The sequence below is a fragment of the Rhizobium sp. 25PS6 genome (genome assembly GCF_032464655.1).
Classification (GTDB): Bacteria; Pseudomonadota; Alphaproteobacteria; order Rhizobiales; family Rhizobiaceae; genus Rhizobium; species Rhizobium laguerreae.
Genome location: NZ_JAWDIV010000017.1, coordinates 137,722 through 151,085 on the forward strand (window position 1 = coordinate 137,722; position 13,364 = coordinate 151,085).

10 protein-coding genes are annotated in these 13,364 nt (G+C 61.1%); 2 read left to right on the top strand and 8 right to left on the bottom strand.

What is annotated here, in order from left to right:
- Positions 1-50 precede the first annotated feature (50 nt).
- From RWK44_RS23950 to RWK44_RS23965, 4 genes are all read right to left on the bottom strand, one after another.
- Positions 51-2,378, bottom strand: coding sequence for an LPS-assembly protein LptD (locus RWK44_RS23950; protein WP_316029483.1), 2,328 nt, complete (start codon positions 2,376-2,378; stop codon positions 51-53).
- The gene (lptG, locus tag RWK44_RS23955; protein WP_316029484.1) at positions 2,378-3,466 is read right to left on the bottom strand and encodes an LPS export ABC transporter permease LptG; all 1,089 of its coding nucleotides are present in this window, start codon (positions 3,464-3,466) and stop codon (positions 2,378-2,380) included. The genes RWK44_RS23950 and lptG overlap by 1 nt, the downstream gene beginning before the upstream one ends.
- The gene (lptF, locus tag RWK44_RS23960; protein WP_077976289.1) at positions 3,463-4,644 is read right to left on the bottom strand and encodes an LPS export ABC transporter permease LptF; all 1,182 of its coding nucleotides are present in this window, start codon (positions 4,642-4,644) and stop codon (positions 3,463-3,465) included. The genes lptG and lptF overlap by 4 nt, the downstream gene beginning before the upstream one ends.
- A 100-nt stretch (positions 4,645-4,744) precedes the next feature.
- Positions 4,745-5,518 carry a phosphatase PAP2 family protein gene (locus RWK44_RS23965; RefSeq protein WP_316029485.1) on the bottom strand — a complete coding sequence of 258 codons (774 nt, stop codon included), beginning with the start codon at positions 5,516-5,518 and terminating at the stop codon, positions 4,745-4,747.
- A gap of 144 nt (positions 5,519-5,662) precedes the next feature.
- On the opposite strand from RWK44_RS23965, the gene RWK44_RS23970 reads away from it, so the two are divergent.
- Both RWK44_RS23970 and RWK44_RS23975 read left to right on the top strand, forming a co-directional pair.
- A complete protein-coding gene (locus RWK44_RS23970) occupies positions 5,663-7,153 on the top strand; it encodes a leucyl aminopeptidase (protein ID WP_316029486.1) in 1,491 nt (496 codons plus the stop codon).
- Positions 7,153-7,602, top strand: coding sequence for a DNA polymerase III subunit chi (locus RWK44_RS23975; protein WP_131664308.1), 450 nt, complete (start codon positions 7,153-7,155; stop codon positions 7,600-7,602). The genes RWK44_RS23970 and RWK44_RS23975 overlap by 1 nt, the downstream gene beginning before the upstream one ends.
- Before the next feature lie 33 nt (positions 7,603-7,635).
- Here the strand turns inward: RWK44_RS23975 and RWK44_RS23980 are convergent, their stop codons facing one another.
- The 4 genes from RWK44_RS23980 to RWK44_RS23995 form a co-directional block, all read right to left on the bottom strand.
- Positions 7,636-8,139 (bottom strand): hypothetical protein, encoded by a 504-nt coding sequence (locus RWK44_RS23980; protein ID WP_131640481.1) that lies wholly within the window; start codon positions 8,137-8,139, stop codon positions 7,636-7,638.
- Positions 8,140-8,211: 72 nt separating this feature from the next.
- Positions 8,212-9,138, bottom strand: coding sequence for a Gfo/Idh/MocA family protein (locus tag RWK44_RS23985; protein WP_316029487.1), 927 nt, complete (start codon positions 9,136-9,138; stop codon positions 8,212-8,214).
- 89 nt (positions 9,139-9,227) lie between these two features.
- Positions 9,228-11,270: a prolyl oligopeptidase family serine peptidase gene (locus RWK44_RS23990; RefSeq protein ID WP_316029488.1), complete on the bottom strand. Its 2,043-nt coding sequence runs from the start codon at positions 11,268-11,270 to the stop codon at positions 9,228-9,230.
- 184 nt (positions 11,271-11,454) lie between these two features.
- The gene (locus RWK44_RS23995) at positions 11,455-13,338 is read right to left on the bottom strand and encodes an ABC-F family ATP-binding cassette domain-containing protein (RefSeq protein WP_221999636.1); all 1,884 of its coding nucleotides are present in this window, start codon (positions 13,336-13,338) and stop codon (positions 11,455-11,457) included.
- Between the last annotated feature and the right edge of the window lie 26 nt (positions 13,339-13,364).

Below are 13,364 nucleotides of genomic sequence, written 5' to 3' on the forward strand. Positions count from 1 at the left end.
AGGCTTACGGCGAAAGAATGGCTTCAGGCCATGTTTGCGCCGATCGCCCGTCATTCGAGGGTATCGGAACCGATCTTGATGTCGCCGAGCGTGCGGAAGGTCAGCCGTGCGCCGATCGTCCAGTCGCTTCCCGACTCGTCGTCGGAATCTCTGCTGTCCGTATAGGCGATCGTGAAGATCGTGCATTCGTCGTCATAAGAGAGGCCGATCGTCCGCCGGCTGATCACATCATTATTCAGATCCCAGGCAATGCCGCCGAAAATCGACCAGTAATCCTTGAATCTGACGCTGCTGTTGGTCTGGATCTCGTCATTGTCCTCGGCAAAGCCATATGCCGGCTGGGCGCTGAGATGAGTGTAGGTCAGCTGCGTTGCGAAGGTATCGTTCTGGTAGGCCGTCGTCAGGTCGCCGCGGCGGAATTCGAAATCTTTTTCGTCGAGCCGGTAGGAGGCTGCGACGGAAACGCCGTACGGTGTTTCGACGCCGCCAAGGCCGACATAATCGGAGCGGTCGGTTTCAAGGCCCGAATCCGCGCCGACATTGACGAGGTCATCGGTCGCAAACGAGTTCTGGCCGGCGATCTGATAGGACTGGCCGAAGATGCCGTGCAGCTTGTAACCGCTGTCGAATGTACCGGTGTACTGAACGCCGATATTGGCGCGGGTGCCGCCTTCGACCCGGTCGTAGCCCGAGAACTTGTCGCGGTCGAACAGCGAGGTGGCGTCGAAGACGAAGCTTTGCGCATCCTCGTTCGGCAGGCGGCCTGCCAGCTGCTCGTCGGGGCGGGCATAAATCTGCGCGATCGGCTCGAGGATGTGGGTGCTATTGTCAGTCGTCATCAGGATCGGATAACGCATCTCCAGACCGGCTGTGAACATCGAGCGGGTAGCAGAATTGCCGTTGACGTAGTTGCCGGTGTAGTCGGTCGGATCATCCATGTTCAGCGCGAAGGCATCGCCGCGCGCGGCCAGCAGCGGTGTGATCACCAGGCCGGTCGGCGTGACGTAGGTGCGCTTCCACTGCAGCTCGGCAGTCAGGCGCGAAGTCTGGCCCTTCAGGCCGCGGAAGCGCTCGAAGCCGTCGACGGTATAGAAGTCGTCATGAGTGCGCGAAATATTCGTCAGGTTGACATCAGCCGAAAGCTCGCCGCCGGCAAGCGGTTGCGGCGCCACGTAATGATAGTCGAGCGACGGATAGACGATCGCCTGCTGCTTTTCGGCGGTGTTCGTCCGGTCGGCATCCTGGACGTCGAAATAGAACGCCCGCATGTCGAAATAATTGCGTTTCCCAAGTCCCGTCAAATAGATCTGGTTGGTCCGATCCGTGCTGGCCAGGCCCCGGAGTTTGTACGTTTTCGAGAAATTGTTGTCGCTCTGCATCATGACGTCCCAGCCGAACGTCCAGCGCGGATTGATGCGGAATTCGGCCTTCGAAGCCACCATGCCACGCTGATCGGCTTCGGCATCGGTGGTGCCGGAGCTGAAGTTGCCCGGCGTTGCCTGGTCGATGCCGGCGACGCGCAGAATATGCGTACCATTTTCGAAGCGTTGGCGAAATTCGCCTTCGATGAGGAAGCCCTGGGCGGTGTAGCCCGTGGCGGTGACCGTCGCGTCCATGCTCGGCGAGATCACATAGTAATAAGGAACGGAAAGGCCGAAGCCGAGATTCTGCGACAGGCTCATCGTCGGAAACAGAAAGCCGGACTTGCGTTTCACCGTATTGTCGGGAACTTCGATGAACGGCAGGAAGGCGATCGGATGGCCGAGCAGCTCGAAGCGCGCTCTCTCCAGACGGATCGTATGCGTCTCGCCGTTCTGGATCACCCGCTGGGCCTTGACCTGCCAGAAAGGGGCGCGCTTCGGATCTTCGGCGCAGGGAAGGCAGGCCGTGTAGACGCCCTTGTTGAGAATCATCTTCGTGCCGCCGACGCGCTCGCCGCTTTCGGCGACGATGCGGGTATTGTCGGCGGTCTCGATGCGCAACGAGTTCAGGAAACCGTCGGCAAAATTGTCGGTCACGTCGAGGTTGTCGGCATAGATACGGTTGCCGTCCGGGCTGACCAACTCGACATTGCCAAGCGCCATCATCCGGCCGGTCTTCTGATTGTACTCGACCTTCTGCGCGACCATTTTATAGCCGCCATAGTTGATCTGCACGCCGCCGACCGCCGACACCAGATCGGCGTCACGATTATAGACCAGTTCATTGGCCGAAAGCAGAAGCTTGGCCCCTTCGGGAATATTCTTCTCTATATTTTGTTCGGGCGCGCTGGCCTGGCCGAAAGAGGCCGGGGCGCTGCCGAAATAGGAACATAAAGCCGCACCGACAAGCAGGGCAACCAACTGTTTACTAAAATACTTGCGGTCGCCTGCCGCCACTAGCCGTCCTCCTGATGAAGCAGAATAGTCGCACCCAAGGCCAGCGCGACGACCACCGGTATCCACGTCGCCACGAAGGGGGGCACGACTCCACTGCTTCCGAATGCCTTTACAAGCACGGTGATGACATAAAGCATGAAGCCCGAAAGGATGCCACCCAGAATCACGGAGCGGGATTGGTTGAACCGGCTAAATTTTAGGGACACTGTTGCGGCTATGAAAGTCATGGCCACCAGCAGCAATGGCTGGGACAACAGGGAGTTGAACTGCGTCTCCAGCGCCTTGGTCGAGATGCCGAAGGATTTGGCCGCCGCAATCCGGTTGGAAAGGTCAAAGAAACCAATTGTTTCCGGCGCTGTAAGCCGCTCCTGGACGAAGTCCTGTTTCAGATTGGTGCGAAGTTGAACCGAAGCTTTACGCACGGGGATTTCGCCAGGCTTGCGCTCGGCAACGGTGTTAAGTTGCCAGTAACCATCTTCCAATTTTGCCGTGGCGGCGTCCTGTCTCAGAATGACCTGACCGCTTGAATCGAAATGGATCAGCACGGCGTCGATCAGCTTGGTTCCGTTCTCCTGGACCGTCTGGGCGCCGATGATGACATCGTCCCGGCCACTGATCTGGCGCAGCCACGGAATCTGCGGCGCCTTGCGCAGAACCGCGTTCTCGCCGCGCCAGTCGGATTCGACCATCAGTGCCTGGCGCTGTCCCCAGGCGGCAAGCGGGTTCAGCGCCGCCATCGTCAGCAGGCCGAGCGCCAGCGAGCCGGCGATGAAGGGGAACATGAACTGCCAGACCGAAATGCCGGCGGCGCGCGTGACGACGAGTTCATATTTGCGGTTGAGGCCGATCAGCACCGTCATGCCGACGAACAGCGCGATGAACGGCACCGTCTGCTGCAGGATGAGCGGCAGGCGCACCGCGGTCATCAAGACGCCGCCGCCGATCGTGTAGCCGGGAAGGCCGGACATGCGGCCCGCCGTCTCGCTGAAATCGAGGAGGAAAGAAATCGCCGAGACGCCGATCAGGAACCAGCCCGTCGTCACCAGATAGCGGCGAAAGAAATAACGCGACAATGTCCCGAACATCATTGGGCAGTGCCCCCGCCGATCCTGCCGGTTGCAGCAAGCAGCCTTTCCTGCATCCGCCTCCAGAAAGACGAAATCCGGTCCCGGATGAACGAAGGCATGACCAGTCGTTTGTGGAGGCCGAGGAAGACGATCGAGACGATGCTGCTGACGATCGGGATGGCGTAGAGGACGGCGATATATTCAGGGTCGGTATCGATCTGATTGGCCGCGTAGAAAGCCGCCCATCGCATCGCGAAGGCATAAGCGAGAGCGCTCACCATCGGATGCAGCCGCGCTTCGCGGTGCGAGCGCGCATCGCCGGCGATCGCCAGTGAAAACAGTGCAAAGACGACAGGCAGGATCCAGTCGGTCAGCCGCCGATGCAGTTCGGCGCGGTAGCTTTGCGGCCGGATCGTAAAGTCCTTGTCGGCCGGATCCGGATTGAACAGGAACCACAGGTCACGGTCGCTGGCGCGCAGCGTCGCCTGACCGCGATTCTCCGTCATATCCGAGAGGTCGAAGGAATAGGAATCGAAATTGATGACCGAGACATTGCCATCGGGCGTTTTGCGGTGCACTTCGCCTTGATGCATGATCAGCGTCGTGCCCGTGTCGTCGACGGCGCCTTCCTTCGCATAATAGATCAGTTCGTAGGCCGGGTCGCGCTCGTCAGCGACAAAAAGGCCCTTCAGCATGCGGCCCGCCATCCGCTGCGAGATCTGTACATAGAGGCCTTCATCGAGCTTGCGGAAGGTCTTTTCCTCGATCACCGAAGAGAGGAGGTCGGCATAGGTCTCGGCGATCATCTGGCGCACGACGGTCTTTGCGCGTGGCTCGACGACGTTGTCGACGAAGAAGGAAAAGACGCTGATGACGGCGGCAAGCAGCAGGATCGGGCGGATCAGCACGCTGCGCCGCGCCCCGGCCGCGTCGATGACGGTGAGCTCGGAATCATTGTTCATCGTCGTCAGCGTCTGGGTGATCGCGATAACGAGAGCGAAGGGCAGGACGACAGGAATGATCGACGGCAAAATCATCGTCGCCAGCTTGGCGAACGAGCCGATCGACTGGCCGCTGTCGGTGACCAGATTGATGCGCTGCAGAACCTGAGTCGTCCAAATGATCGCCAGAACCGGCAGGAGCGCCACGAGAAACATCTGGCCGACGCGCCGCAATATGTATGTCTCGAGTAGTTTCATGCCTGCCCTTGAAAGCACCTGCACGCCCAAACGGCTTTGCAGGAGAATCCCTCTACGCTCTTTGTCGCGCTTTTGCGACAAGCTGGTGTCAAAAATTCATTCAAATTTCAGAATTTTTTTGATGCTGTTGCGACTCAGTTAACGCCAGCAATGCGGCGAAGACGACAAGCGACGAAAGCCATCCAAGAACGACGTCGGAAAGATAGTGTGCGCCGAAGGATAGCCGCATCGCCGGGGTGAGGATCGAGATCGCCGCCAGGGGTGCCGCCACCGCATAACGCAGGGATTTCGGCACGAAGAGCAGGAGGCAGAAGAGCCAGCCGGCACTCGCCGCCTCGCCGGAGACGAACGAGCAGTTCGAAACGCATTTTCCGGCAAGCGAACCTGCCTCGACGAAATGCAGCGCACCGCCGAAAATGTCCGTCTGTATCGGCCGCGGCCGGCCCCAATGTTCCTTCAGGACCACATTGACGAGCAGCACCGGCCCGATCAGCAGCGTTCCGAGCGCGACTTTGAGCCTTTGCGCGCGCTGGGCGTTGAAGGTCGCGCCATGCTGCTGGTAGCATTCGACGAGTTTCCACAGCATCACGATCGCCACCACATAGGGCAGCCGGAAGAAGAGAGTGCGCAGCAGGTCGAAGGCCGCGACGTCGCGATAGGGAAAGCCGCCGCAGATGCTTCCGGCAGCAGCAGTCGTGTCGCAATCTGCGCCCACGAAAAAAAGCTGGGAAAAATAGATGTCTATTTCGGGGAAAGCGCGGAAGACGGCAAGCAGCGCCCACCACATCCAAAACAGCAGCATGAATGCGCCGAAACTCGTTTTCGGCAGGCGGATTGCCAAGCCCCGCCATCGATTTTTAGGAAAAACTGTCAACGCGAATATCTACAAAACTGACGAAAACAAGAGAGCCCTGATGGCTGCGGGCGACCATAACAATTGTCGCAAGCCATTGACAGACCCGCCAAACGCGAAATTATCCGCGAGGGACGGATTTCAAAGAATCCCAGCGGAGAAGACATGTCAGTAAAGTTGGAAATTTCATTCTCGAAGTCGGCAAAGCTCAATGGCGGCCTGGCGATCCTGTTGAAGACTGCGGAGGCCGACAGCGCTGCCGGCGCCGACACGGTCGATCCGGCAGGCGTGATCGCCAAGGCTGCGAGGATTGCCCGATTCTCCGCAAAATCCATGAGCGGGCTCGATATCGTTGCCCCCGAAGGCGCGCCCGTCGAGCGCATCGTCGTTATCGGGCTCGGCAAGGCAGCTGAACTCACCGCCCATGACTGGCTGAAGGCCGGCGGTGCTGCGGCATCGAGAATCAAGAATACCGACAAGGCCGCCGTCTTCATCGACGTGCCCGGGCTCGAGACGAGCGCGCGGGCAGCTGCCGATTTCGCGCTCGGCATGCTGCTGCGCGCCTATAGCTTCGATACCTACAAGACGAAGAAGAGCGACGAGGAGGAGAAGCCGGCGAAATCCGTCAAGGTGACGATCGTCACTGCCGATCCGGGCGGTGCCAAGAAGGCGTTTTCCGATTCCGAAGCGATTGCCGGTGGTGTCAACCTTGCCCGCGACCTCGTCAACGAACCGCCGAACGTGCTCGGCCCCGTCGAGTTCGCCGCCAAGGCGAAGGAGCTGGAAAAGCTCGGCGTCGAAGTGGAAATCCTGACGGAGCGCGAAATGCGCCGCCTCGGCATGGGCGCCCTTCTCGGCGTCGCCCAGGGCTCCGTGCGCCCGCCGCGCCTGGCGGTCATGCAGTGGAAGGGCGGCAAGGACAAGGATCGTCCCGTCGCCTTCATCGGCAAGGGTGTCGTCTTCGATACCGGCGGCATTTCGATCAAGCCGGCCGCCGGCATGGAGGACATGAAGGGCGATATGGGCGGTGCGGCAGCCGTCACCGGCCTCATGCATGTGCTCGCCTCCCGCAAGGCCGCCGTCAACGCCGTCGGCATCATCGGCCTGGTCGAGAACATGCCTGACGGTAACGCCCAGCGTCCTGGTGATATCGTCACCTCGATGTCCGGCCAGACGATCGAGGTGATCAACACCGATGCCGAGGGCCGCCTCGTGCTCTGCGATGCGCTCTGGTACTGCAACGACCGCTTCAAGCCGCAGTTCATGATCAATCTTGCGACACTCACCGGTGCGATCGTCGTGGCGCTCGGCAATGTGCATGCCGGCCTGTTCTCCAATGACGACCAGCTTTCCGCCCAACTGACGGCAGCCGGTCTTTCGAGCAACGAAAAACTCTGGCGCATGCCGCTCGGCAGGGACTACGACAAGCTGATCGACAGCAAGTTCGCCGATATGAAGAACACCGGCGGCCGACAGGCCGGCTCGATCACGGCCGCGCATTTCCTCAAGCGCTTCGTGCAGGACACCCCTTGGGCGCATCTCGATATTGCCGGCACGGCGATGGGCTCGCCGCAGGATGAGATCAATCAATCCTGGGGCTCCGGCTTCGGCGTGCGCCTGCTCGATGAACTCGTTCGCGCCCATTATGAATCCTGATGACGGAAATTCTCTTCTATCATCTGACCGAATCCAGGCTGGAGGACGCGCTTCCGCCGCTCATCGACAAAAGCGTCGAGCGCGGCTGGCGCGTTGCCGTCCAGACGCGCGAGCCGGCGCGGCGTGATGCTCTCGATCAGCATCTTTGGACTTTCCGCGAGGAGAGCTTCCTGCCGCACGGCACCGACGAGGCGGATTTCGCCGAAAGCCAGCCGGTGCTTTTGACCGTGACGCCGGACAATGCCAATGCGGCGACCGTGCGTTTCATCGTCGATGGCGCCGAGCCGCCGCCGGCCGATGCCTATGAGCGCGTCGTCTTCATGTTCGACGGTCACGACCAGGAGCAACTGGACACCGCCCGTGCGCAGTGGAAGAAGCTGAAAGGCGAGGGGCACAACCTCACCTATTGGCAGCAGACGGCACAGGGGCGGTGGGAGAAGAAAGCTTGAGGGTTTTGCGTGAAATGCGCGCGATAGAAGCCGTTATCGCCTCGCCCCTTTATCCTCGTCGAGGTTTGTCAGGATATTGAGGGGTACGATCCCGCCAGCACTTTCCGATGCGTCCAGCGCCTCGACTGCCAAAACATGCTTTCCATTCGGACTGACCAAAGCGAATGCCCACGCTTTGTCGGCAAAGGTGCTGACCGGCATTTCCGCCCAGCCGGCTTGATGGACAAGGCGTTCGGCATAATAAGCCTTGATAGTCTGCGGGTCGGTCGTGCTGGCGAGATTGCGCGCCAGGATACGCATGGACTTCTCTCCGAACCGCCCTTCCAGTTGGCCCAGCACCTTGCGGGTGGCCTGCCAATCCTGGGCCTGGGTCGCCGATCCGAAGGAATATTCCTCGGATCGGGAAATGCCCGGTGGATCAGGCGGCATGACGACCTCTTCGCCCGAACATGCGGCAAGGCCGAGAAGCGGCACCACAAGAATGCCAATCTTCGACACGCGGAAAAATCGGCCCTTGCGGCCAATTTTGTTGCTCATGAGCGGCTGCCCCCGAACACGATTGCCATAGGCCGGCAAATCTTGCCGGTTTCTATGACGTTATTGCGACGCTCAGTCGTGGAAGGCGTCGACGAATTTCCGCTTGCCGAGCATGAAGGCATCGGCGACGTGACGCAGCGGCGCGAGATCGACATCCGATTTGCCGGCCTTGATGATTTCGGCAAAGCGACGGTAGAGCGAGGGATATTCCTGCTCCGGCTCGGCGAAGCTGAGCGCGCCGTCGATCAAAAGCTTGGCGCCGCCCTCGGCGAGCACCATCTGGCCGGCTGCCGTCTCCGCGACGATGTCCCAGCTCTGCTTGCCGGTCTGTCGCCAGTCGAATTCGGCGTGAACCGGCAGGCCGTCCGCATCGCGGAAGTGAATGTCGGCCGCGATCGGCGCATCGCGATTCTCGGGAAATTCGAGCACGGCCTCGGTGATGAAGATCGGCCGCGGCAGGATATGGGTGACGATCGACAGCGCGTTGATGCCAGGATCGAAAACGCCGAGGCCGCCGGCCTGCCAGATCCAGTCCTGGTTCGGATGCCAGTGGCGAACATCCTCCTTCCAGATCACATGCACGCTTTTGATCGTCGTCGCGGCAAGAAACGCCTTGGCCGCCTCGACGCCCGGTGCATAGCGCGAATGCCAGCTGGCAAAGAGCGACGCACCCTGCTTGTTCGCCAGCGCTTCGAGATCGGCCACTTCGCTGAGCGTCGCGCCGGGCGGCTTTTCCAGGAAGACATGCTTGCCGGCGACCAGCGCCTTATAGGCTGCCTCATAGCGATATTGCGGCGGCATGCAGAGCGAGACGGCATCGATCGAGGGCTCGGCGTCGAGCATCGCTTCGACCGTCGTATAACTCTTGACGCCTTCGACCGTGCCGTGGCGGCTTGCCGTGGCGACGAGTTCGAAATCCGGGTTCTTGGCGATGGAGGGAAGGTGCTGGTCGCGGACGATCTTGCCGACGCCGACGATGGCGAGGTTGATAGGAGACATGGTGTTTCGCTCGAGCCTGTATGAAAAGTATGATTTATTGATCTGTTTGTATCAGAAAGAGGCGCGCCGACAAGCGCTCCTCCTCCATTCTATCGCATGATGGTTTGGCGAAGGAAGCTGTAACCCATCGCCGCGCGGGCGGCGCGCTCTTCGGAATTGCCGTCGCCGCCATGCCCGCCGGAGCCGAATTCATGGAAGAGCGGCCGGTGTCCTTCTTCCTCCAGCCGCGCGGCAAAGCGGCGCGCATGCGAGGGATGCACGCGGTCGTCATTGGCGGAGCTTTCGATGTAGATCGGCGGATAGCTGACCTTGGTCGCCGCCCCGACATTGTGAAGCGGCGAATAACCGAGCATGAAGTCCCGGTCCACCGGCGTCTCCGGATCGCCATACTCGTCCATCCAGGCTTGCCCTGCGGTAAACAGGTGGAAGCGTGTCATGTCGAGGACCGGCACCTGGCACCAGACGGCGCCGAAATCTTGCGGGTAGCGCGTCAGCATCACGCCGGTCAGCAGACCGCCATTGCTGCCGCCCTGGCAGGCAATCCGCGACGGCACGGTATAGCCGCGGGCGACGAGATCGCGCGCGATGGCGACGAAATCGGCAAACGCCCGGTCTCGCCCCTGCCGCTTGGCGCTGCGATACCAGTCGGGCCCGAATTCGCCGCCGCCGCGAATATAGGCCTGCACATAGGCGCCGCCTTGTTCCAGCCAGCGTCCTGTCACGCCGGAATAGCTTGGCGACAACGGGACATCGAAGCCGCCATAGCCGTAAAGCAGCACCGGCAGCGCGCCCTTGGTCCATTGCTTCGGCAGAACCAACCGGTAGGTAACCCTCGTTCCGTCCTCCGAAACAGCCTCCAGCAGTTCGGATGACATATCGGTCGTATCGAAATAGCTCGGCGCCGCGGCGACAAAAACCGGCTCGGCCTCTCTGCTGCGATCCGACAGCTCGAGACGGTAACAGACGGGCGGCTGCAGGAAGCCCTGGCCGATGACGAGGAGCGTATCGTCGCCAAGATGCAGATCCGCATGGAGTGGCCTGAAGTGAGCCGTTTGCATATCCGCCGGCAGTGCGATCTCGCGCTGCTCGCCGTCAGGCCTTGTCAGGTCCAGCACCATGAGACGCGGACGCAGCCGATCGGAGATGATGAAGACGCACCACTCCTGCATCAGCATCATCTGCGCGATGGACTGGCCCTCTCCAGGCTGAAACAGGATCTGCTCCGGCCCGAGCAGGGCCGTCTCCGAGGCGGGGTCGAAGCGTTGCAGCACGAGGCTGCCGGTCGCAACGCGTTCATCCGTCTTTGCCCGCCAAAGGCAATGATCATGGTTGAACTGGAAATCGGCTTCCTTAGGCAGATCGATGCGCCGCTGTGTGCCGTCGTTGGCGATCAGGAAAGCGCTGGCGACGCCGATCTCGTGGGCGGCGACGAAAATATCGATCAATCCGCGATCCGCCGAAGCGCCTGCTAGGTCAGGGTCAATGACGAGATTGAAGCCGTAGACGTCCTCGTCTGCGGCTTCGAACATGACGGCGGCATCTTCCGGTCGCTGCCCGCGCTTCAATCGCCGTCCGACGCGCGGCCATCCGGAGCGGGTCGCCGAAAATCTGTCGATGGAACCGAAATAGCAGATTTCGTCGCGGCCGAGCCAGGTGGCATGCGATCGTGTGGCCGGTGTATCGAAGCCGCCCTCGACGACCTGTTTCCGCTCGGCGTCGAATTCGAGCAGCCGGAGAAGGTCGGAGCCGCCGTCCGAAAGCGTGAGCAGCACCCGCGTCGGCTCCCATGGGCAGGTGACGGCGCCGCGCCAGTTCCAGCGCTTGCCTTCCCTGACGCAGAAGGCGTCGAGATCGAAGACCGGCTCCCAGGCGGTGTCCGGCAGCGGCTCCTGATCTGCCGGCAGGCGGAGCCAGATGCCGAGAGGATTGTCCTTGCTCTGGCGGAAATCGAACAGCCACTCACCTCGGCGCATCGGAACGATCAGCCTGTCCTGCCGCTCGATCAGCGCTTTGATCGCGTCGCGATCCCTGTCGAATTCAGGTGTTCTCAGTGCCGCGCCGGAAGCCCGGTTGTGCTCGTCGATGAACTGACGGGTGCGTGGATCGTCGTCCGTTTCGAGATGAAGGTTCATTCTAACCTGCCGGCTTCCGTTGACGTCGGACAGATCTAGGCAGACGGTCCCGACTTGGCAACCCGCCTTATAGCGCCGCGTCTCTTCAGACGCGCTGATGCGCTAGCGGATCGTCACGAATTCGGCCGAGGCGACGACGGTGTCGGGCACCTCGGTCTTCTTGAATTTCAGCGTCACCCTGTGGCTATCCCGCCATCGCTTCTTCGTATTCGGCCGACAGCATCAGCCAGTCTTCCTCGGCGGCAGCGAGTTTCGCCGCGGCTTCGCCGCGCTGCTTTGCCTTCTCGGCGGCTTTAGCGGGCGTCTTCTCGTAAAGGGCCGGATCCGCAAGTTCCGCGTCAAGCGCCTGAATCTGTTTCTCCAGCTTCGCCGTCAAGGTTTCGATTTCGTTGATCTTTTTCTTGAGTGGCGTCAGCGAGGCGCGACGCTCGGCATTGAGCTTGCGCTGGTCGGCCTTCGACGTCGCGTCTTCAACTAGCTGAGGCTTTTCTTCTTTTTTTTTACCTGAAGTGACAATGAGGTCGCGGTACTCGTCCATATCGCCTTCGAAACTCGTCACCGTGCCGCCATTGACCAGCCAGAGCCGGTCGACCGTCGCCTCGATCAGATGGCGATCATGCGAGATCAGGATGACGGCGCCTTCATAGTCGTTCAGCGCCTCGATCAGCGCGCGGCGGCTGTCGATGTCGAGGTGGTTGGTCGGCTCGTCGAGGATCAGCAAATTGGGCGCATTGAAGGCGGCAAGCCCCATCAGCAATCGAGCTTTTTCGCCGCCGGAAAGATCCTTGGCGGCCGTCGCCATCTTTTCGGTCGCAAGCCCCATCTGGGCGACGCGGGCGCGCACCTTGGCTTCCGGTGCACCGGGCATCAGCCGGCGCACATGCTCTACCGCCGATTGCTCGGGGATGAGGTCGTCGAGCTGATGCTGCGCGAAGAAGCCGATCTTAAGGCTCGGCGCGATCTTCACTTCACCGCTCTCCGGCGCCAGCCGGCCGGAGATGAATTTGGCAAAGGTCGATTTGCCGTTGCCGTTCGAGCCGAGCAGGGCGATGCGGTCGTCATTGTCGATGCGAAGATTGAGGTTCTTCAGGATCGGATTGCCGGGCTCGTAGCCGACGGCGCCGCTCTGGATCGCGACGATCGGCGAAGCCGGCTGCTTTTCCGGCTCGGGAAAAGTGATCGGCTGTACGTGGTCCTCGATGACCGCGGCAACCGTTCCCATACGCTCCAGCGCCTTGACGCGCGATTGTGCCTGACGAGCCTTGGAAGCCTTGGCCTTGAAGCGATCGATGAAGCCCTGCAGATGTTTGCGCGCCGCATCGTTCTTGGCCTTGGCCTTGGTCTGCAGCTCGTCGGCTTCCGCCTTCTGTCGCTCGAACTGGTCGTAACCGCCGCGATAGAAAGTGAGCTTCTTCTGGTCGAGATGGACGATCGCATTGACCGCATTGTTCAACAGGTCGCGATCGTGGCTGATGATGATGACAGTGTGCGGATAGCGCCTGACATAATCTTCCAGCCACAGCGTGCCTTCGAGGTCGAGATAGTTGGTCGGCTCGTCGAGCAGAAGCAGGTCCGGCTCGGAAAACAGCACGGCGGCAAGGGCGACACGCATGCGCCAGCCGCCGGAAAAGGAGGAGGCGGGGCGGGCTTGCGCGTCCTTGTCGAAGCCGAGGCCGGCAAGAATGCTCGCCGCACGCGCTTCGGCCGAATGCGCGTCGATATCGACAAGACGCATCTGGATTTCGGCGATGCGGTGCGGATCGGTTGCCGTTTCCGCCTCGGCAACGAGGGCGGTGCGTTCCTTGTCCGCGGCAAGCACGATCTCGATCAGCGCGTCTTCGGTCGCCGGCGCTTCCTGCGCCACCTGGCCGATGCGTGCGGCCCTGGGGATCGACACCGTTCCGCTCTCCGAGCCGAGATCGCCGGTGATGACGCGAAAAAGCGTGGACTTGCCGGCGCCGTTGCGCCCGACGAGCCCAGCCTTCGTGCCTGAAGGCAGCGAAACGCTGGCATTGTCGAGAAGCAGGCGTCCGGCGATGCGGGCGGAAATATCGGTGAGCGTGATCATGGCCGGCGTTTTGGCCGAAAGCGCTC